The organism is Notoacmeibacter sp. MSK16QG-6, from assembly GCF_024158145.1.
GTDB lineage: Bacteria > Pseudomonadota > Alphaproteobacteria > Rhizobiales > Rhizobiaceae > Notoacmeibacter.
In genome coordinates, this window is the sequence record NZ_JAMYXM010000001.1 from 828,260 (window position 1) to 848,420 (window position 20,161).

Here is a 20,161-nt window from a genome sequence, read left to right on the forward strand (position 1 = left end):
CGCCACATGCGAATTCTGATGGTCGGATGCGGCAATATGGGTTTTGCCATTCTGAAAGCCTGGCTCGGCTCAGAAGCGATTTCGGCCGATGCCGCCGGCGTGGTTGAGCCTGGTGAGGCCGGACGGAACCGTGCCGCCTCGCTAGGCGTCGCCACATACGCCGAAGCACCCTCTCCCGAGACTTTTCCGGCCGATCTCATCGTCCTGGCGCTCAAACCGCAGATCATGGGTGACGTTGCCCCCGCCTACCGTCCCTACACCGAAAGCGGCGCGGCAATCATGACCATCGCCGCCGGTCTTCCGATCGCTTTCTATGAGGCCATTTTCGGTGCGGGAACGCCTGTTATCCGGGTAATGCCCAACACGCCCGCGGCCATCGGCGAAGGCATGATGGCCTTTATCGCCAATGCATCCACGACCGAGAGTCTGATCCAGCAGGCAACGCAGTTGCTCAAGGCCAATGGTGCGGTCGCCGAGTTGAAAAATGAAGCACAGATGGATGCCGTCACGGCTATATCCGGTAGTGGCCCCGCCTATCTCTTTCACTTTCTGGAAGCGCTGACCGACGCCGGCGAAAAGATCGGACTGGAACCGGATATGGCTGCGCTACTGGCCCGGCAGACCGTCCTCGGCGCGGCAAAACTGGCTGCCGATGGGGATGTCGAGCCCGCCGAACTCCGCCGTCAGGTAACTAGTCCGAACGGCACGACAGCGGCCGGTCTAGCGCCGATGATGGAAGGCGACCGACTGAAACTTTTAATGCGCGAAGTCGCTGAAGCCGCAAAACTGCGTTCGATCGAACTGTCGCGCTGACTTCCCAAGCGCGGCACAACGAATATGGCGGCCGCACCCGGGACACTGGGTAGGCCGCCACGATTTGCTCAGGCCATGAATGCCGCTGACTTACTGGAAGACAGCGTTCGGGTTATCGAGGCTGTCGGAGCCTTCCAGTTCGATACTGCCGAGATCGAGTGCGGCGATCACCCGCTCGATGGTCCGGGTCTGCGCGATAAGAGCATCGATAGCCGCCTGGACGCGGGCATTGCCCTCTTCGTTTCCTTCGCCGATCTGCTGATCGTATGCCTCGCCGCCCTCGGCCTTGTCGGCAATCGCCTGCATCGCCGTCATGGTTTCTTCAAGGCGGGTCTGCATCTCTTCATCAAGAGCCGGATCTTTGGCTTTTACGAGGTCTGAGAGCGATGGGCCGGATACGGCCTCGCTACCGCCTCCCCCATAAGTGCCGAGATAGACGTTCTGAATGCCCTTCGCGTCATACAGATGGGAGTTGTGCGTGTTGTCGGAAAAGCAGTCGTGCTCTTCTTCCGGGTCGTGCAATAGCAGGCCAAGCTTCATGCGCTCGCCAGCCAGTTCTCCGTAGGAAAGAGAGCCAAGGCCTGTAAGGATAGCACGGAGCGCCTCGCCCGGTTCGCCGTCAGTCAGGTTTTTCCTGGCCGCGCCATCGGTTTCCCAATTGCCAACCATCTCTTCCAGATCGGCAATCAGAAGATCGGACGCCGCCTTCAGATACTCGGCCCGCCGTTCGCAATTGCCGCCCGTGCATTCGTCACCAGCAGCGAAATCTGTCGCCGGGCGCGAGCCAGCACCGGCATCGGTGCCGTTCAAATCCTGACCCCAAAGAAGAAATTCGATGGCGTGATATCCGGTCGCGACATTGGCCTCAACGCCACCGGCTTCCTGCAAGGTGTCCTGGAGAAGGGCCGGTGTGATCGTCCCGGCGTCTATCGTCTCGCCGTTGAGTGAGAGGTTCGGATTGGCGATGATATTTGCGGTATAGGCTGTGTTGGCGTCGCTTTCGGTACCGTAGGACGCATCGACATAATCGATCAGCCCCTCATCGAGCGGCCAGGCGTTGACCCGCCCTTCCCAATCGTCGACGACGGGATTGCCGAAACGATACGCTTCCGTCTGCTGATACGGTACCCGTGCAGCGAGCCACGCCTCGCGCGCAGCCTGCAGGGTTTCATCGCTCGGTTTCTCGATCAGCGCATCGATCTTTGCGTCCAGATCGCGAGCAGTCTCAAGTGAATCGGAATATTTCGCCAGAGCGATGTCAGCATAGTTGGTGATAACCGCAGATCGGTCGACGCCGTCATCCGCCAGAGTTGGAGCCGCCGTTCCGGCAAGAAGAGCGGCGAGCAGACCCGCACGGATGGAGTAGCGATGGTTCATGTCGATCCTTTCGAATAATGTCGTCAATGAAGAGTTCGGTGAGTTGAGCGATGCAATGGAGACGGTGGCCCCCCTCTCTCGGCAAGAGACGCCGTCATGGCGGCAGAGACCGGCAGAAGGGTTCGGCCGACCATGCGTAGGCGCAGCGCGTAATCGGTGGCAGAGATCGTCAATTCGCCACAACGTAGCGGGCAGGACAGCGCCTGCGCGGCGATCTGACCTGTCTGTTCATCGCCATGTTGCGCAGCGGCGATGAGCGCCAGTAAAAGCCCCTCGTCGCGGCAGAGATGACGAATATCGCTGTTAAAAAACCGTAGCGGACAGCGCGCGCATCGGCCGAGTGTGCCGATTATCCCGACCAGCCCGTCAAAGGCGATCCGGCCGTCGGTCTCGCCGAGATCCTCAAGATAAAGCGACCACGCCCCGCGCCATGCCGATACCTCGCCGGTCGCACAGCCCGAAAGACTGTTGCGGTAGCCCTCAACCACCAGCCGCTCCGCCGGTCGCGCCAGATATGTTTCGGCGGGGCAAACGGGTTCGCTCCGCGAATCGTCGAAACGCGACATGAAGACTGACCTCGGCACCAATGCTGTTCCGGGCTTTGGTAAAATTTTCGATCAGTGGAGTCAAAGAGTCTAGTTTAAAATTCTTCCAGTCTGGAAGCGTCGCTGCCGGCGATCAGAGTGCGAGAATATGATTGTCGAAAGCGATCGGCTTCAACTCATGATCGCCAAAACGGCCCGTCCCGCTGGACGTGAGAAAGCCGCCAGAAAGAGGCGCCACACCGCAGATGTCCACCCCCTCCTGAAGGCCGATCACCCTACCGCTGCCGGCATCGAGCATGATCGCAAGATCGCCATGCGGGGAGGTGATGGCGACCTGGCCCTCGTTCTGATTGACGCTGACCGATCCGACATAACCGTCAAGGCGGGGAGCAAGTTCGCCAAGATCGTATTCCCGCCGATCCTCGCCAAGGGCGAAAGAAAGGAGCAGCGGCGGACAAGCGGCCGCCTCGCCCTGCCACTGACAACCGACGAAAACCTGCCCGTCTTGGGTAATGTCCATATGACGGGTCGACAGGCGCGCCCAGTCTGGCGGAAGGGTGTGTTTCTCTTTCAGCGATCCATCGGCCACGTCGATAAAGGCAAGTGACGGCTCCATAGAGGCCAGGTTCAGGATTTGACGGCCGAAATCCGGATGCGTTTCCATCCCGCCATTGGCGACGATCAGCGAGCGCCCATCCGGCGACATGACCAGATCGTGCGGACCGACACCGTGGCTGGACCATTCGCCAATGCGCCGAAAGCCGTCTGTCGCATCGTAGAGGCCGAGGACACCGATGCCGTTTTCGTAGTCGTTCTCCGTCGCGACCAACAGGCGGTCGTCATCAATGAACAGGCCATGACCATAGAAATGGCGAGTCGGTGGACAGGCGAAGACTTTGGGTTCACTGCCCTTCTGCCGATTGACCGCGACCGCAAATGTGCCGGGTCTTCTGGCAAAAGCGACCAGGTGCCTCCCGGTTGAATCGGCAGTGACATCGTGGCCCCGTCCCGGCAAAGCGATACGGTGCAGGAGCTCGCCTTCGCTATCGAGAATCGCCATGCCAAACCGCTCGCCTTCCATAAAGGCCGTGGCGAAAAGCGGGTTGCCGGTCTTCTCTGCGGTTGCTGCCATCGGCAGGCCAATCGTGGCTAGCGCCGCGCTGAAACCGCACAACAAAGTCCTCCGAGAAAGATCGGTCTTCATCCGTCAATCTCCATCGAGTGATGAAAAGCCCGCAACGAGTCCGATGGCGCCGGCGAAGCGTTCGGCAAACAGGCTCCGCAGACTGCGTGTGACGATCAGGAGGTAGGCGACGGGTGAACGATCCTTCTCGTCCTCCGCCAGTTTTGGCAAAGGTTGATCGATCCCGGATAAGGCGCGTTGCGCGTTGGCGAATTCGAACCGAATTTCCGAAGAAAGGTTGCTGTTTTCGGTCGGTAAAAGGCGCTGCATTCCTGCCTCGTCATACAATTCCGACAAGCCTCCGAGATTCTGCGCAAGGGCATCGCCAGTCAGCCCCGCACGCCACCATGCTGCGGCCTTCGGACGGGCCTTGTTCTCATCGCCGCCGAGAAACGGCACGATGCGCGCATCGGCGATCAGTTCAAGGCCATTGGTGAAAGTGCCAAGCAACGCACGAAGCGAATCTTCCTGCGTTCGGAAGTCGGCGTAGGCAGAATCGGGATTGGCGAAACGATTGGCAATGCCGCCGGGTTCTGACCATTCATTCGCGACCGTCGCCGCTGTCGCCTCGACCCGAGCCGTCACCGCTTCGGCAAACCTGCAGCGAAAGCTATCACCGTTTGCCGCCATCTCTTCGGCACCGGTACCGAAGAGTAGAAATTCCAGCGTTCCAAGGCCTTGCAGCGCAACGCTCTTCGCCGCCAGAGTGTCAGCAGCGGTGGCAGTTTCATCCTTTTTGGCCAGAACCCCCTGGACCTGCCGCAGACCGATGCCGCGCCTGTCCGGGAAAAAATAAAGCCGCTCGGCCGCGTTCTGATGCAGGATCGGTCCGAAGCGGACCGTTTCCATTCTAGACCAGGCCGATACCGCTTCGGCAAAGGCCGCTCTCGTCTTCTGGAGTCTTTCGTCACCGGCTTCTGTGCAAAGTGCCTCGACGGCATTGCCCATGGCGGCGGCACGATCCTGAACCCTTCGGTAGCCGGGCCGAAAGAAATTCTCGACGGCATCTGTCAGAACGGCGCGTACCGCTGCATCACTCGAATCTGCCGCTCGACCGCTGGCGGGGACAAAGGGCATCGAACCGAACGCCATGATTGCCACAATGGCGAAAGCGCGAAAGGTCATAGGGACTCCAGAAAAGCGATGAGCGCCTCTCGCTCTGATTTTTCCATAGCTGCGTAAGCATCGCGGGCTGTCTGCGCTTCGCCACCGTGCCAGAGAATTGCCTCTTCCAGGTTTCGGGCACGGCCATCGTGCAGAAAAAGCGTGTGTCCGGAGACGATTTCCGTCAGGCCGATGCCCCAGAGCGGCTGGGTACGCCATTCCTGCCCGTTCGCACGGCCGACCTGCTGACCATCCGCCAGTCCCTCACCCATATCGTGCAGGAGAAAATCGGAATATGGCCAGATGAGCTGGAAGGCATGTGCCTCGTTCGAGGCGTCGCGGCGCGTAACGAATTTCGGTGTGTGGCAACTTGCGCAACCTGCGCCGTAGAAAGCCTCTTTGCCCGCTAGAACTGCCTTGTCTGCGACGTCGCGCCGCTCCGGCACCGCCAGATTTTCCGAATAGAACGTGATCAGTTCGATAACGGGGTCGGGCGCCTCGGTCGGACCGAGACGCTTCTGCTCGCCGTTCGGCTGAGCGAGGCAATCCGCCTGGGCGTCCGTGCAATCGCCATAGGAACGCGGTACGGGCGGAGACGAGATACCGATGTCGCCCGCCAGCGCTTCGGACGACTGTTCATGTACGGTCGCATTCTGAGCCTTCCAGCCAAAACGGCCGGGCACCACATGGTCGGTCAAGCTTCCTCGTGCCCAGGCCATACGACCGGAAATACCGTCTCCATCAGCATCGTCCGGATCGGCATTGGCCGCCAGATCGGCCGGGTGGATCGCCTGAATAAGACCCATGCCAATCATGGGGTTGGCGATGCGAGGAGAAAGACTGATGTGTTCATCGAGAGGCCCGTACGCCAGATCACGGACGCTATAGTGCGGCTTGCGAAGCGACACGATCGTGCCGTCCCCCAGCGTGACCGGCATCTCCTCGTAACGAATATCGACCTGGCCCTCCGGTAAAAGACCGGGAACAGCCGCTGTCTGAAGCTGGCCGCCATAGGTGTCATCGGGGATAGCCGGAGCGAGAAAGTTCTCCAGCGCCGCTCTCTCATCGTCCGTCACTGCCGGCTTGCCGAGGCGGATCAGCATGGAAACGGCGGGCTCACCGGGGACTGGCGGCTGGCCACGGCCGTCCTTCAGATGACAGTTCTGGCACGCCCGCGCGTTGAATAGCGGACCGAGGCCATCCGACGCACTCGTGGATGAGGGTGACGCAACCCAAAGCTTGCGAAAAAGCGCGTTGCCAAGCTTAAAACGCTCTTCTTCAGCGAAGGTCAGATTGGCTGAGAAATGCGAGAAGGCATCGCGATTGACGATCTTCGCGGAAGTGGCAGCGCCCCCGCTCATCGCTTCGAAGGGCTCGGGCTTGTCGAAGGACTTCGCAGGCGTGGTGACGGACACCACCCGACGCCGATCCTTCTCGGATAGATCGTTGCGCTCGATGAGACTGCCAGTGACATTGGCATAAGGGGGAAACTGGCCGCCATCGGCAACCGGAACGGCGTCGTCCGCCGCTTGGGCGCTTCCGACTGCGCCAAGCATAGAGATGCAGAGCAGTGCTACGATTGGTCCGGAAGTCCGGCTTGCCCCGCACTTCATCATTTGCTCCGTTGAAATTCCACCCGCTTTCAAGGCGCTGATAGGCGTCGGACAGTGGATAAGTCAAAGACGCTATTTTGGAAATATTCCAGACTGGCAAGATCAAGATAGGTTCGTCGGACCAGGGTATGGCAGCACTTTCCACAGCCGATCGATAGAAATTTGCAAAATTTCTAATTTAGGGAGATTATTCCCACAATTCAGGGGAGACCGCTTGTCCGTGCGAATTCTTTATGTCGACGATGATTCCGATATCACCGAAATCGCGACCATGTCGCTTCGCCTGAACAGCGATCTCGAAGTCAGAAGCTGCGCCAATGGCGAAGACGCCCTTGCGACGGCGCGATGCTGGCAGCCCGACCTCGTTCTGCTCGATGTCATGATGCCGAAAATGGACGGTCCGACCGTTCTGAAGGCGTTGCAGCACGCGCCCGAGACTGCGGATATTCCCGTCGTTTTCATGACAGCCAGAACGCAGCCATTTGAAATCGAACGTTTCGAATCATTGGGCGCTCGCGGCGTGATCGCCAAACCTTTCGACCCCATGACACTTGCAACACAGGTCATGGCCTACCTGAAAAACGCGCCAGCGCACTCTCCCACGTTGTGAGAATGACGAAAGCTCGGCCATTCATCAGGCAGTGGCCGCTTCCTAGGCGGAGCGCTGCTCCATCATCATAGCGTCGTCTTCCACGGCCCCCGCGATTGGAAGGTCGACCCAGAAGGTCGAGCCGCATCCGACTTCGCTCTCGAACCCGATACTGCCGCCCATCTCCTCGACCATCATTTTTGCCAGATGCAAGCCGAGGCCGGTGCCGCTCGTCTTTCTGGTCGCCGAAGAGTCGGCCTGGGCGAAACGAGAAAAAATACGCGGCCGGAACTGGTGTTGGATGCCCGGACCATTGTCCGTCACGCATACTCGTATCTTATCTCCGTGACGCTTGCCGGCCACCTGAACCGTCCCACCCTCTGGCGAGAACTTGGCCGCATTGGACAGAAGATTGGCAAGGATCTGATGAAAGCGGTGCCGGTCGACGGCGATCTCGACCTCCGGCAGGTCATCGTCCAGTTTCTGATCGACCCCGGCCTGATCGGCGTATCCCTGATTTGCGTCGATTGCATCGACGATCAACCGGCGCAGGTTTTCGGGCTGGATGTCGAATGACATGTTACCGGTCGACATCTTCTCCAGATCGAGAATGTCGTTGACGAGCAGAACGAGGCGTTCGGAATTGGCGTGCGCGATCGTCAACAGGCGCTGCAAACCCTCCGAAAGGTCGTCGCTCATCGTGCCGATGATCAGGCCGAGCGATCCGCGGATCGATGTCAGAGGCGTGCGCAACTCGTGGCTAACGCTCGCCACGAACTCCGATTTCATACGCTCCGTTTCCTTCTGCTCCGATATATCCTGATAGATCGTTATGAGATGATCCGAGCCGTCATGGTCATGGCCCAGCGATACACTGATCAGCATCCAGAGAGCCCGGCCGTCCTTGTGTAGAACCCGCATCTCGCGCTGATAGGATTTCAATTCCCCGCGCAGAACCTGTTCAAGCTTTCCGTCCTTGCTGACTTCCAAATCGTCCATGTGAAACAATTCGGAGATGTCGATGGCCATCAACTCGGTTTCCGAATAGCCCAGTAGATTGCAGAGCGCCGCATTGACCTTGATCCATTGGCGCCTGGGCGTCATCAGCGCCATCCCCACCGGCGCGTCCTCGATTGCGTTACGGAATTTCTTCTCACTAGCGAGAAGAGCAGCGGTCGCATCCTTCAGTTCGGTGATGTTGGTCTGAGTGCCGACCATTCGAATAGCCGAGCCATTGGCATTCCGTGCAGCGATAACGGCATCCGAGCGCATCCATATCCAGCTACCGTCAACGCAACGGATACGATACTCGGCGATGGAGCGGGGGGTCTTGCCGAGGATACAGGCCCTGTCCGCTTCCAGAACCGCCGGCAGGTCGTCCGGATGAATCCGTTCGATCCACTCTTTCTGGGAATCGATGGCGGCATCTGGCGCGAAGCCGAGCATCGTCTTCCACGTCTCCGAAACCTTGGACGTCTTCGCCTTCAGGTCGATATCGAAGACGCCTAGATCGGCGCCCTCAAGAGCCAGCTTCCAGCGTTCCTCCGTCTGTTCCAAGGCCCGCTTGGCCCGGACTTCACCGGTTATATCGCGGATGATAGCGGTATAACGCTGTTCATCGTTTTCACCCGTCCATCCATTCAGCTGAATGGCCAGGTGAAGCGCCTCGCCCATGAGTGTGCGGGCTGTGACTTTTCGTTCCGACGTGGTCTCCGTATCGGCCAAAAGATCAAGCTGACGAAGGTGTTGAACAAGCCACTCGTCGGACTTCTCCCCCTCATCAAGCCCGAACAACCTGCTGGCTGCCCGATTGTATTGTAGAACTTCGCCACCACCGTTGAGCACCACGATGGCGACGACGGCGGTCTGAACAATGGACTGGTTCTGCTGTTCCACAGCGACGATTTCGCGTGTCTTGCGCTCCACCGTCTGCCGGATCGATTCCTGTCGGCGGTCCAGCGCCAGCAGGAAGAGGCTGAGAAGGAAAGTGGCGAGAAGACCACCCAGCAGCACCAAAAGCCCCTCGCGACTAACGACCGTTGCATCGAAAGCGGGCGTACTCTCCCAGACCAGCGTCCAGCCTCGCCCCATGACGGAAAGGGTTTCCGCCACGCGGAAGCCCCCTGATTTCGCCAGAGGTTTTTCGTTACTGGAGACAATCAGACTTTCCGCGTCGGTTGTCGGCCCTTCATATATGGCGACATTCAATCGCGCGCCCTGGCTCTGCGTCAGCCCGCTCAGAAGAGCGCTGCCGGTCACATGCGCGTATGTCCAGCCTATGAAGGTCTGCCGTCTGCGAAGCTCGTTCTGTGGCCGCTTTTCGCCATCATATATCGGACGAAAAATCAGGAAGCCGAGATCCTTTGTTTCTTCGCTGAGACGCCGGGTGATCGTCGCCATGCCGGTATCACGCGCATGAAGGGCGGCGTCATATTTCCCGGCTTTTATCTCCTCGGTTGGCGGCGCCGCAGCTACTGACTGGTCCGAGGGTGAAAAATACTCGATGGTCTCGACCGTCTCATCATCAAATAGACCCGACAGGCGAGCGAATGCACCTTCTAAATCCGCCAGAGACGCGGCAGTGCCCTCATCGGAATTTATGATCAGCGCGCCGATATCGTAGGTTTCCGACAGCACGTCTCCAAACGTGATTTCATCGACGAATCTCGCCCATTCCTGAGGATCGACATTGTTTGACCCCCTGAAGAAGCCAGCGGCGGCGTCCAGGCTTTCCTTGTAGGAGTTGAGACGCTGCAGAAGCGCAAATTCGTGGTCATGCGCCAAGGTTTCAAAGGCGTTCTGGTTACGCTGATCGGCGATACGTCCCGTCACGCCAGACGCCAGGAAGGTCAGGCAAAGCGATAAGGCCAAAACGGCAAACGACATGCGGGTGAAGCTCGTCACCGGCTTTTCCGCGCATGTCAGCGTCCAGGGACGCCATGGTCCCAGTAGGCCGATAGGAAGGAAAATGATGACGCCCAGGACTTGTCCCAGCCACCATGTCGGCCAGCTCACAGGCACCTCGGACAGGGCGACACCATCCCGTATCATCACCACCGCAAAACCTATGGTCGGCGCGATAAGGCAGATAAGCGGCCCGCAGAGAAGCAGGAGAAGGCCGAAGTCACGGGCTTTCTCGAACTGGATCGGCCGACCGAACATTCGTCTGGCGATCCATGCCGCGCCAACTGCCTGAATGGTGGGTCCAATCGAAAAGGGTAATGCTCTTCCAACCGTATGCCAGGATATCGGCATACCGGACGACACGAGAATACCTGTGGAGAGGATGATGGAACCGAGTAGAACACCGGGCCAGAGCCGCATGCCCCATAAGATCAGAACGGCGATCGCCAATCCGGCCTGAGGCCAAATGGCAACGTCGTAATCGGCCGGCTTGGTCAATGCCGGTCCAATCATGCCCATGGCCCAATAGGCCAAGGCAATCGCCGACAGCTTCAGCAGATAGGCCGGAATTCGGTCAATCATCGTCATGAAAGTTGGCATGATCATACGATCCTTTGCCGATACTCTCCCCGCCCGGCGCTGCATTCCGATACTTGGTTGGTAGTCAACCGGCTCAACCGCTCACGCTTTTCCTGGACGGCTCCAGCAATTTCGCGAAATGGCCATCTGCCTTCGCTGCCTCGGCTTCGACAGATCGCAACAACTCATGCAGATCGCTTCCTTCACGACAGGCCTGCTCCAGCGCGAGGGAGCGCTCCGAAAGGCGTGAGCAACCGAGAATGCCGGCTCGTGATGCGAGTTTGTGAGCGCGCGATTCAATCTCATCGACTGCCGAGACATCGCTTTGCGCCAGTTCGACGGACAATTGACGGAGATTGTCGACGAACACCTCAATTCGCTGCAGATCGAAGATCGTAAGCAATTCGTCCAGTGCCGCCCGATTGAATTCCTCTCCGCTCATCTGTGCCGCTCCGTCCTGCTCCATTCTCAAGCCGTCGCTTTTAAATGGGCCGTGCTCCAATCCGTCGCGTCGGTTACCGTTCGCCCACGGCCACGCGCCTTCGCCTGGTAGAGAGCAGAATCGGCGAGCCTGACGAGATCGGCAGCCGCCATTCCGGCGCCGAAATCGCTGATGCCGGCACTGAAGGACACGCTGAACGCGCCCTGCTCAACGTCGAATTCGGTCTCTTCAAAAGTTTCACGCAGGCGGTCGATGACCTGAGCGGCCGCTTCGGCGTCAGTATCGAGCAGGATCACGCCAAATTCTTCACCGCCCAGCCGCCCGATCAGATCGGTCTTGCGAAGCGAGGTCGAAAGCAATGTCGCCAGAGACCGAATGACACGGTCGCCGACCTGATGCCCATAAGTGTCGTTGACAGACTTGAAATGATCCAGATCGATCAGTGCGACGCTGACCTTGGCCTTGGTGCGATGGCTCCGTTCAATCTCGTTCTCCAGCTGCGCGTGGAACCGTCCGTGGTTCAGAAGTCCCGTCAGGCTATCGCGTTCGATCAGACTTTTGAGAGCGCCGGCCCTTTGGAGCCGCATCTCGACGACTTCGCACAACCGGCTCGGGCTTACGGGTTTTAAAATGAAATCGTCGCCGCCCAGCCGGCGTGCCTGCAACTGGCGATTGGGGTCGCGTTCGCCGGAAAGAAAAATGATCGGCAGAGAGAGATTTTCCTGATCCTGCCGAATGATACGCGCAAACTCGATACCATCGACATCGGGCATCTGCAGGTCGAGCAGGACCGCGTCGACGGAATCGGCCTGGAGGAAGGAGAACGCCTGCTGCGCGCTTTCGACAACCGTTACGGTCATATCGGCCTGACGCAAAGCCTGAGCACTCACTTCCTGGGTCATGAAATCATCGTCCACGATGAGCACGTGAGACTGACGCGCATGTTGCAGCGTCGAGAAATGGCGGACCCAACTTGTCAGTTCGTCACTGGAGAGTGGAGCGTGAACGATCCCGGCCACGCCTTGCCTCGCGGCCTGGAGCCGAGCCCCGAATGCGTTGTCATCGGTGATCTTGATCGTCGGCAGATGACGCGCCGTCTCCTGCCATCTCGCCATTGCGTGTTTTACGCCGTCATTGACGATGGCAAGATGCGGCTGAAAGGCGTCGTCTTCGAATGGGAGATCGGAAAAACCGTCGATGGGCGTGAAGCGCAGTTCACCGACGACGGCACTAATCTGCGAGAGCGATGCACCCTCGTCGAAGATGACGATCGATCCCCGGTTTTTAGCGTCGGTGATATTGGCGTTATGCATGATCCCTCCACAGCCGCATCCTGCCAGAAGACAGTGCCGGAACCTCAACGCCATCTTTCCTTTATTGGCTGTAGAAAGTCTTAACGCCACCTATTCAGGGAACCTCAAGCAACGGACCGTTAGCATTTTGAAAGCGAAATTCATTGAGAATACGGACTGCCACTCCCGGAGGAACAAACGTGACCATCTCCCCAGACGGCCCAATCATTCTGATCGTGGACGACGATCCGGACTTTCGGGAGATTCTCCGGGGCGTTCTTCAAAAGAATAATTTCCAGACTCTCGAAGCCAAAAGCGCACAAGATCTTTCCAGCTTCGTCGACAGCAGCGAATTCGACTGTGTTCTGCTCGACTACCGTCTGGAAGGCGAGACGGCCTTTCATGTCATGGATGTCCTCGCCAAATCCTCCAATGCGGACGCTCCGGTCATCATGATGACCGGCTCGACCGAGCAGAGTGTCGCCATCAAGGCTTTCCGCTTCGGTGTGGCCGATTTTCTTCCGAAGACGACACTCGGATTTCGCGATCTCGGCAATGTGATTCAAAAGGCCATCGAAAATAAGCGCCAAAGCGTTGCAGAGCGCACCGAGTTGAAACGTCTTCGCGAAGAGCGCGTCATCGATATCGTCACCGGCACATTCAGCCGGACCGAGTTCGAGCGCCGCGTGGAGTCACATGTCGAGGCCGGCCCGTCGCGGCATGATCCTGTCATCGTGCTTTCGCTCGACGCCTATTACCGCGAGACGCTCAGCCGTTTTGGGCAGAAGAATGCCGATGCGCTGCTTCGCGAGGCGATAACGCGTCTGCGCGCCCACACCGATTCCGAAGATATATGGGGCCGGACGGGCGACGGAACCTTCGCCTGTCTGTCGCCCTCGATCAAAGACAGGGCGAGCTTGCAGAACAAGCTCGAAACGCTCCAGAAAGCCGCATCCTTCATTTTCCGTGTCGGTGCGGCAGCCCTTTCCGTAGAGCCTGAACTACACACACTTATTGCATCGGACGGGGCCGGTGCTCTCATTGAAAAGCTGGCCGATCTGTCATCGCCATCCGGTGAACAGACGGCCACCCAGCCCGCCTTTACAAACTTCGCCAGCGCGGACGATGGTACGAACGATCCCACCGGCGAACAGGTGGAGAGGCGGCGCGTGCGCCGTACACGTGTTCTGAAAGCCGCCAAGATCATCGTCGGTCCATCGACAATCGACTGCGCGGTGCGGGATATGTCAGAACTCGGCCTTCGGCTGAGGCTCGAGCAGTACACGCCGCTTCCCTCCCGGTTTGCCGTGCGGCTTTCCGATACGGGTGAAGTTCGGGACGTTGGGCTGCGCTGGCAGCGCGACCGTGAATGCGGGGTAGAGTTTGTCTAAGCCTGGTCGACCGCGGCGCTGGCGATAAGTTGATTCTGTCGGTCAGCGGGGCGCCGAAACCAGCGTATCCTTGACCTGCTGGATAAGTTCGAGCGGCATGAATGGCTTGGCAATTACACCTAAAGCGCCGAGAGCTATGTATCCGTCGACATCCTGCTTTTGGGTTCTCGCCGTCACGAAGATTATGGGAATGTTGTTGGTCTCCTCGACGAGGCGCAGACGACGCAACGTCTCAGGACCATCCACCACCGGCATCATCACATCAAGCAGAATGACGTCCGGCTTCCAGGTTCTGGCCAGCGGCACGGCTTCTTCGCCAGAGGCGCACGCTTTGACATCGAACTCATCGCCGAGGCCCAGCGAAATCGTCGCGATCTCACGAATATCCGGTTCGTCGTCGACATATAGGACGCGCAATTTTTCCATTCGGCCATCCCGCGCTTCGGTCAGCGAGAGACGTTAGCGCGAGAAGGCTTCATGTTTTCCTAATGGCACGACGGTCTCGCCTGCTTCCGCCTCGTTCAGCTTTTGCCGCAAGGAATCTGACAGCCGGCCCGTCATATCAGCGGCATCGGACGCCATTTCTACGATGGGAAACTCCACGATAAAGGTTGTCCCCTCGCCCATGGCGGTGTCGAAATCGATGGCGCCGTCCATTCGCTCCACAATCGCCTTGCAAATATTGAGCCCCAGACCCGTTCCGCCCTTCGTTCTATTGTCGGCAGAGTCCACCTGTTCAAACTTTTCGAACAGGCGGTGGTGAAACGATGCCGGAATGCCAGCACCTTCATCTGTGATGGAAATCCGAGCCTTCCCGTCATTTTCTTTTAGCCGAACGGTGACAGTGCCGCCGCTTGGCGAAAACTTCAGAGCGTTCGAAAGCAAATTGGCGATGATCTGGTTGAACCGGTCGGCATCGACGAGGCCCGCAAGACCGGGCGCCTCGTTGTGGAACTCAATTGCGACATCGTCAGACGATCGATAATTGGCACTACCTTCAATTGCTTCTTCGATCAGACCATCGAAAGCCGTTGGGCTCAGTTCGAAAGGCATCGAACCGGATTCGATCTTCTCGATATCCAGAATGTCATCGACAAGGTTCTTTAGCCGCTCGCTGTTCTGCAAGGCCAGACCAAGAAGTCGATCCACCGACTCCGGCATCTTCCCCTGACTGCCGCTCGCCAAGAGGCTGAGCGCGCCGTGGATCGACGTCAGAGGGGTCCGCAATTCGTGGCTAACAGTTGCAACGAACTCGTTCTTCATCCGCTCGTTGCGTTTCTGGGTGGTGATATCAGAGATACTTCCGTCCCAAACCAGGCGTTCATGACTGTCGACCCGCGGCTCCGCGCTGAGTTGCAGCCAGACCAGTTCGCGCGTCGGGTGTTGGTAAGTGGCTTCGAAAGACCAACGATTTCTGCTCTCGGCAGACGTCTCCAAAAGATGCATGAGGCGCGCCCGGTCGGTTTCATTGAGAAGACCGTAGAGAAAGTCCGGCGTCTCCAGAAACCGCTGACGGCGTATACCGAAAATCTTGCGGCTGCCCTCGGACACATACGGAAAACATAGGCGCCCCCGATCGTCCAAGGTCATCTGAAACAACATGCCCGGAGCATTGTTGGCGATGGCGACGAGATGAGCTTCCATCTCGACTTTCGATTTAATCGCCCACCGTCTCTGCTGCTCGGCAATGATCAATCCGCCAAGAAGCAGCACCGCCAGAAAGTTGGTCGGCACGAACATGCTGGCCGACCGCAAAACGATTTCTATAGGCACTTGGGCGAGGATGAATATCGTTATTGTGGGAACGATGCCCGCGATCAGCGCCTGGTAGAAAATGTATAATTTGGACGGCGCGAAACCACGCCACTTTGTCCACCACGCCCAAAGGATCACCGATGAAAGCGCAGCCGTTCCGATACTGGCTGCTCCGGCTATCGCGCCCAGACCGCCATAGCTCCAACGTATCGCCATCATGACGATCGCGCTGATGAGCGCGCTGATCGGTCCGCCGATCGCGCCCGAAAGCACGGCTACTGCGTTGCGAGGATCAGTCCTGACACCCGGGATCAGTTCGACCGAATTCGACATGACGATGGCGCCTGTCACGGCAAACACAATCCCGTAGACGATGCCGCCCAGCCAGAGCGACCCCCGAAGCCTTTCTCCGAAGAACACACAACAAAGCACGGCGACCACAATCACCGAACCGCCTTCGATCATAGATATGATGGAATCCATCGCGAACCTCTTACCCTTACAAAGAACTATGGAGGACAAGAGATTAAGAATTGATATTGAAGCAGAGCCGAATCCCGGCAGTATAACTAAGAATATATTGCTACCTATGGGCGCTCATAATGCAACCGGTCACCTAACCTTGCGTTACATTTCATTCCTGGCTGGCCACAGAGGTCAGGACGCAATGGAGCGCAGGCCGCCACATTGACCCGCGGCGCGTGCAACAAATGTCGTTTCCGCCTTCCGTTCAGGATGGTTTGCCAAATGGCACGCGCTGCTACATAGACAGTCAACGATATTCAGCGAACGAAAGATTGCCATGCCCAACGAAACAACCGTCGCGTCGATCATCATTAATGATTACGATCGCGTTTTGGCCGAATGGCTGAAAGTACAGACTGCGGAAGGTGTTAAAAGGACGGACCTCGTTTCCGGCAAGGAGTCGGAGCAACAGAGCCGCGAACTTCTGTCGGCGATGGCGAAAGCCATGCCGAAAGAAGCGACGGATGACGATCTCGATCTGGCGGAGGCGGGCTGGGAGCCGGTTCGCGATGCCCTGGAGGATATTGCCGAGAACAGAACGCAGCGCGGTGTTTCGACCACCGAAATGGGTTGGTTCATCGGCGCGCTCAAACAGCCCCTCTTCAAGATGCTGCAAAGCGAGCTTGGCGAGAAGCCGCGCGTTCTGATGCGGGAAATCTGGAACGCCACTCGGCTTATCGACCAGATCAGTCTTCACGCGATCGAAACTCTCGTCTCCAAGCGCGAGGCGATCATCGAACGCCAGCGCGCCGAGATGACGGAGGTCGCCGCACCGGTCGTGAAAATATGGGACAGCATCGTGACCGTTCCGCTGATCGGCACGTTGGACTCGTTCCGTGCTCAGACCGTGATGGAAAATCTGCTGGATGCCATCGTGCAATGGGAGGCCGAGGTTGCCATCATCGACATCACCGGCGTTTCGACCGTCGATACCATGGTCGCGCAGCATCTGCTGAAGACGGCATCGGCTGTACGCCTCATGGGTGCCGAATGCGTCATTTGCGGCATCAGTCCGAAAATCGCGCAGACGGTCGTGAACCTTGGGGTGGAACTGCCAAACATCGTGACACGTGTCGATCTGGAAAGCGGTCTCGCCTACGCATTCGATCGGCTAGGTGTGCAGGTCGGTCGAGGATCAGCGGGTGCTTGACGCGGCCAACCCTATTCCGATGATGACGATTAATGGCTGCATCATCGTAGCCATTCGCGACGATCTGGACGATCAGGAAATCGTCTCTCTCCAAGACCGGCTCGTCGAGGAAGTGGCCAAGCGCAACGCCCATGGCGTTGTCATCGACATATCGAGCCTTGAGATCGTCGACACCTTCGCCGGTCGAATGCTCGCAGCGATGGCGCAGATGGCGCGGGTCATGAACGCAAGGACAATCGTTGTCGGTATGCGTCCGGCCGTTGCCATGACCCTCGTCGAACTTGGAATGACCCTGGACGGGGTGGAGACAGCATTGAACGCGGACCGGGCTATCAACGCGATTGTGAGTGACCGGTCAAACAAGCTGTGACCGACGAAGCCGCGAGGGTGACGCTCAAGACATCAGGCGATGTCGCGTTCGCAAGGCAGGCGGCGGCAAAAGCGATGGCCGCCATCGGGGCATCCACCATCAAAAGCACGAAATTCGTCACAGCCGTCTCCGAGATCGCCCGCAACGCCGTCATCTACGGGCGTGGCGGCGTTATCAGCTTCTCCGAGGCCGGCGCCGCCGGACAGAAACGCGTCGTCGCTGTGTGCACCGATCGCGGACCCGGTATTGACGACATAGATCGGGCGGTCAGCGACGGGTTCAGCACGGGAAAAAGCCTTGGCCTTGGATTGGGCGGAGCCAAACGGCTTGTCGACCGTTTCGAAATCACCTCATCTTCCAAACAGGGAACGAAAGTAACACTCGAATGTGGCCCCCGATGATCTCACTACCGGTCGAAGACGAAAGCCAGATCGGGGCCGTTCGCCGTGCATCGCTGGCCGCTGCCAAATCGGTCGAACTGACAGATGACGATATGGATCGGCTGGCGATCATCGTGACCGAAGCCTGCACCAATCTCATTCGTCACGCCAAGAACGGCGAGGTGCTTATAGGCGCGGAGACCGGCGGCAAGGGTGGGTGCGTGACCATTGTCGCTCTCGATGGCGGACCTGGCATCACCAATGTCGAAGCGGCCATGGTGGACGGCTTTACCACAGCCGATTCCAAACCCCGTGGGATCGGTGGCGGTCTTGGCTCCATGCAACGAATGGCCGATTCATTCGACATTCATAGCGGGCCGCATGGCACCACGCTGGTCGCGAAAATCGGTCATCGCCGACAGGCCTCATCATTCTACGACGTCGCAGGACTGATCGTGCCAAAACCTGGTTACGAAATGGGTGGCGACGCCTTTAATCTGCGGGTCGGCAAGACCACCACCACGGTCATGCTTATGGACGTGCTGGGCCATGGGCCGAAAGCGGCCCAAGACGCCGCGACCGGCGTCGAGGCCTTTGCAAAGACGAAAACCGCAACACTTGAAGAGACTGAGCAGGCGATCGCCCATGCGCTGGCAGGCGGGCGGGGCGCAGCGGCCTTGCTCGTCGAAATTCCGCACGAGCCGGGCGTCTTACGCTGCGTCGGCGTTGGCAATATCAAAGGCGACATTTTCCACGCCGATGGACGGCGTAACGGCATCCCGTCCCAGCCGGGCATATTGGGCGCCACCTCCCGCCATCCACGTGTGACGGAGCATGAATGGACATCCGAATCCGTCCTCCTGCTTGCCACCGACGGATTGAAGACCATTTCAGCCCAACCAGAGCCGACATCCCTGTTCTTCCGAAGTGCAGAGATGATCGCCAGCACAATCTACAAACTGAAGCGCCGGGGAACCGACGATTCGGGCGTTCTTGTCGTGAGGTCCCGCCCTTGAAATCCGTTGTGACATCGATCGCGCTCGAACAGGATGGCGACGTCTCCCACACTCGGCGCACGGCGCGGCTCATTGCCAAGGTCGGGGGCGCGACAAGCCGTGATCAGATCCGCTTCGCTACCGCCGTCTCGGAGATTGCGCGAAACGCCGTTCAGTATGGGAAGGACGGGGTCGCGGAGTTTGCGTTTGACGAGGGAAAATCAGGACTCTGTCTCATCGCCCGTGTGCAGGACCACGGAAACGGGATCGAAGGGCTCGACGATCTCCTGCGCAACCGTCACCAGTCCCATCGCGGGCCGGGCCTCGGACTTTCCGGTTCTCAGAAGCTGGTTGACGCCTTCCGCGTCAACACGGACGAAGCCGGCACGACAATCGACCTAACTCTCAATCTAGGCGGAAATGACGATGCTTCCGACATTGCGAAGGAAGCCGCGGAGGCGCTCGTCAAAGCCTCGCACGGATCGCCCATCGAGGAGCTGGCAGAACAGAACCGAGCGCTTCGTGATGCATTGGCGGAACAACAGTTCCTGCTGCGGGAAATGCATCACCGAACCAAGAACAATCTTGCGATCATTCAGTCGCTTGCCCTTCTTCAGGCCCGGCAGTCGAGCCACGAAGAGACCCGTAAGGCGCTGAATGATTTCACCGGCCGCATCCAGGCCTTCGCCAACGCGCATAATCTTCTGCACCAAGCCGACGACGTGACCGAGGTCGATCTGCAAAAACACATCGAGACGCTTGCGGAACGTCTGCGCCTTGCTATCGACAAGAGCGGGGTATCGATCGAAACGCAGAGCGAAGCGCTTTCTGTATCCTTCGATACGGCGACCGAGATCGGTCTGATCGTCAACGAGTTGCTGACCAATGCCGTCAAACACGCATCGAGCAAAGGACGCGGCAAAAAATGCGTCCGGGTCACTGCAGCTCAAAAGGGGCCGAAGATTCGCCTGACCGTCAAAGATGACGGCCCGGGCCTCGACAATGCCGAAACGGTTCTGCGCAAGTCGCGTTCGCTCGGTTGGAAAATCGTCGAGGGCTGCGTCAGAAAGCTCAATGGCAGCATCGAGGTGGATGGCAGCGACGGCATGGCCGTCTCCATCGAATTCAACGGCCATTCGCTCCAATAGGCTGCG

At 58.5% G+C, this 20,161-nt stretch carries 18 protein-coding genes; 8 read left to right on the top strand and 10 right to left on the bottom strand.

All coding sequences use genetic code 11. The features are described 5' to 3' along the window. Positions 1-6: 6 nt before the first annotated feature. Positions 7-813, top strand: coding sequence for a pyrroline-5-carboxylate reductase (gene proC, locus NIM86_RS03940; RefSeq protein WP_253379308.1), 807 nt, complete (start codon positions 7-9; stop codon positions 811-813). Positions 814-903: 90 nt separating this feature from the next. Here the strand turns inward: proC and NIM86_RS03945 are convergent, their stop codons facing one another. The 5 genes from NIM86_RS03945 to NIM86_RS03965 form a co-directional block, all read right to left on the bottom strand. Further along, on the bottom strand, positions 904-2,190 hold the full coding sequence (locus NIM86_RS03945) for an imelysin family protein (protein ID WP_253379309.1): 1,287 nt from the start codon (positions 2,188-2,190) through the stop codon (positions 904-906). A 23-nt stretch (positions 2,191-2,213) separates the two neighbouring features. After that, positions 2,214-2,756 (bottom strand): hypothetical protein, encoded by a 543-nt coding sequence (locus NIM86_RS03950; RefSeq protein WP_253379310.1) that lies wholly within the window; start codon positions 2,754-2,756, stop codon positions 2,214-2,216. Between the two features lie 112 nt (positions 2,757-2,868). Continuing rightward, the gene (locus NIM86_RS03955) at positions 2,869-3,909 is read right to left on the bottom strand and encodes a DUF1513 domain-containing protein (RefSeq protein ID WP_253379311.1); all 1,041 of its coding nucleotides are present in this window, start codon (positions 3,907-3,909) and stop codon (positions 2,869-2,871) included. A 33-nt stretch (positions 3,910-3,942) separates the two neighbouring features. Further along, positions 3,943-5,043 (bottom strand): imelysin family protein, encoded by a 1,101-nt coding sequence (locus NIM86_RS03960; protein WP_253379312.1) that lies wholly within the window; start codon positions 5,041-5,043, stop codon positions 3,943-3,945. Continuing rightward, on the bottom strand, positions 5,040-6,638 hold the full coding sequence (locus NIM86_RS03965) for a di-heme oxidoredictase family protein (RefSeq protein ID WP_253379315.1): 1,599 nt from the start codon (positions 6,636-6,638) through the stop codon (positions 5,040-5,042). Before NIM86_RS03965 ends, NIM86_RS03960 begins: the two co-directional genes overlap by 4 nt. Before the next feature lie 217 nt (positions 6,639-6,855). On the opposite strand from NIM86_RS03965, the gene NIM86_RS03970 reads away from it, so the two are divergent. After that, entirely contained in the window at positions 6,856-7,245 is a 390-nt protein-coding gene (locus NIM86_RS03970; protein WP_371872849.1) for a response regulator, read from the top strand. A gap of 42 nt (positions 7,246-7,287) precedes the next feature. Here the strand turns inward: NIM86_RS03970 and NIM86_RS03975 are convergent, their stop codons facing one another. The 3 genes from NIM86_RS03975 to NIM86_RS03985 form a co-directional block, all read right to left on the bottom strand. Next, entirely contained in the window at positions 7,288-10,734 is a 3,447-nt protein-coding gene (locus tag NIM86_RS03975; protein WP_253379317.1) for a PAS domain S-box protein, read from the bottom strand. Positions 10,735-10,801: 67 nt separating this feature from the next. Next, complete coding sequence (locus tag NIM86_RS03980; RefSeq protein WP_253379318.1) at positions 10,802-11,149, bottom strand: Hpt domain-containing protein; 348 nt, start codon at positions 11,147-11,149, stop codon at positions 10,802-10,804. Between the two features lie 26 nt (positions 11,150-11,175). Continuing rightward, positions 11,176-12,462 carry a diguanylate cyclase gene (locus NIM86_RS03985; RefSeq protein WP_253379319.1) on the bottom strand — a complete coding sequence of 429 codons (1,287 nt, stop codon included), beginning with the start codon at positions 12,460-12,462 and terminating at the stop codon, positions 11,176-11,178. A 179-nt stretch (positions 12,463-12,641) separates the two neighbouring features. Between NIM86_RS03985 and NIM86_RS03990 the strand changes: the two genes are divergently transcribed. After that, entirely contained in the window at positions 12,642-13,832 is a 1,191-nt protein-coding gene (locus NIM86_RS03990; RefSeq protein WP_253379320.1) for a response regulator, read from the top strand. 42 nt (positions 13,833-13,874) lie between these two features. Here the strand turns inward: NIM86_RS03990 and NIM86_RS03995 are convergent, their stop codons facing one another. Then, the gene (locus NIM86_RS03995; RefSeq protein WP_253379322.1) at positions 13,875-14,258 is read right to left on the bottom strand and encodes a response regulator; all 384 of its coding nucleotides are present in this window, start codon (positions 14,256-14,258) and stop codon (positions 13,875-13,877) included. Between the two features lie 33 nt (positions 14,259-14,291). Continuing rightward, positions 14,292-16,070 (bottom strand): ATP-binding protein, encoded by a 1,779-nt coding sequence (locus NIM86_RS04000; RefSeq protein ID WP_253379324.1) that lies wholly within the window; start codon positions 16,068-16,070, stop codon positions 14,292-14,294. 319 nt (positions 16,071-16,389) lie between these two features. Between NIM86_RS04000 and NIM86_RS04005 the strand changes: the two genes are divergently transcribed. From NIM86_RS04005 to NIM86_RS04025, 5 genes are read left to right on the top strand one after another with little or no spacing between them, the layout of a single operon-like run. After that, the gene (locus NIM86_RS04005) at positions 16,390-17,262 is read left to right on the top strand and encodes an STAS domain-containing protein (protein ID WP_253379326.1); all 873 of its coding nucleotides are present in this window, start codon (positions 16,390-16,392) and stop codon (positions 17,260-17,262) included. Then, entirely contained in the window at positions 17,255-17,632 is a 378-nt protein-coding gene (locus NIM86_RS04010; protein ID WP_253379328.1) for an STAS domain-containing protein, read from the top strand. Before NIM86_RS04005 ends, NIM86_RS04010 begins: the two co-directional genes overlap by 8 nt. Continuing rightward, entirely contained in the window at positions 17,629-18,033 is a 405-nt protein-coding gene (locus tag NIM86_RS04015) for an ATP-binding protein (protein ID WP_253379335.1), read from the top strand. Before NIM86_RS04010 ends, NIM86_RS04015 begins: the two co-directional genes overlap by 4 nt. Continuing rightward, positions 18,030-19,028, top strand: a complete 999-nt coding sequence (locus tag NIM86_RS04020) for an ATP-binding protein (RefSeq protein ID WP_253379339.1) — start codon at positions 18,030-18,032, stop codon at positions 19,026-19,028. Before NIM86_RS04015 ends, NIM86_RS04020 begins: the two co-directional genes overlap by 4 nt. Continuing rightward, the gene (locus NIM86_RS04025; protein ID WP_253379341.1) at positions 19,025-20,155 is read left to right on the top strand and encodes an ATP-binding protein; all 1,131 of its coding nucleotides are present in this window, start codon (positions 19,025-19,027) and stop codon (positions 20,153-20,155) included. The genes NIM86_RS04020 and NIM86_RS04025 overlap by 4 nt, the downstream gene beginning before the upstream one ends. Positions 20,156-20,161 lie beyond the last annotated feature (6 nt).

Bases quoted from the DNA above. Each gene is read 5' to 3' on its own strand.
- proC (WP_253379308.1), top strand. From the start codon at position 7: ATGCGAATTCTGATGGTCGGATGCGGCAATATGGGTTTTGCCATTCTG.
- NIM86_RS03945 (WP_253379309.1), bottom strand. From the start codon at position 2,190: ATGAACCATCGCTACTCCATCCGTGCGGGTCTGCTCGCCGCTCTTCTT.
- NIM86_RS03950 (WP_253379310.1), bottom strand. From the start codon at position 2,756: ATGTCGCGTTTCGACGATTCGCGGAGCGAACCCGTTTGCCCCGCCGAA.
- NIM86_RS03960 (WP_253379312.1), bottom strand. From the start codon at position 5,043: ATGACCTTTCGCGCTTTCGCCATTGTGGCAATCATGGCGTTCGGTTCG.
- NIM86_RS03965 (WP_253379315.1), bottom strand. From the start codon at position 6,638: ATGATGAAGTGCGGGGCAAGCCGGACTTCCGGACCAATCGTAGCACTG.
- NIM86_RS03975 (WP_253379317.1), bottom strand. From the start codon at position 10,734: ATGATCATGCCAACTTTCATGACGATGATTGACCGAATTCCGGCCTAT.
- NIM86_RS03980 (WP_253379318.1), bottom strand. From the start codon at position 11,149: ATGAGCGGAGAGGAATTCAATCGGGCGGCACTGGACGAATTGCTTACG.
- NIM86_RS03985 (WP_253379319.1), bottom strand. From the start codon at position 12,462: ATGCATAACGCCAATATCACCGACGCTAAAAACCGGGGATCGATCGTC.
- NIM86_RS03995 (WP_253379322.1), bottom strand. From the start codon at position 14,258: ATGGAAAAATTGCGCGTCCTATATGTCGACGACGAACCGGATATTCGT.
- NIM86_RS04000 (WP_253379324.1), bottom strand. From the start codon at position 16,070: ATGGATTCCATCATATCTATGATCGAAGGCGGTTCGGTGATTGTGGTC.
- NIM86_RS04005 (WP_253379326.1), top strand. From the start codon at position 16,390: ATGCCCAACGAAACAACCGTCGCGTCGATCATCATTAATGATTACGAT.
- NIM86_RS04020 (WP_253379339.1), top strand. From the start codon at position 18,030: ATGATCTCACTACCGGTCGAAGACGAAAGCCAGATCGGGGCCGTTCGC.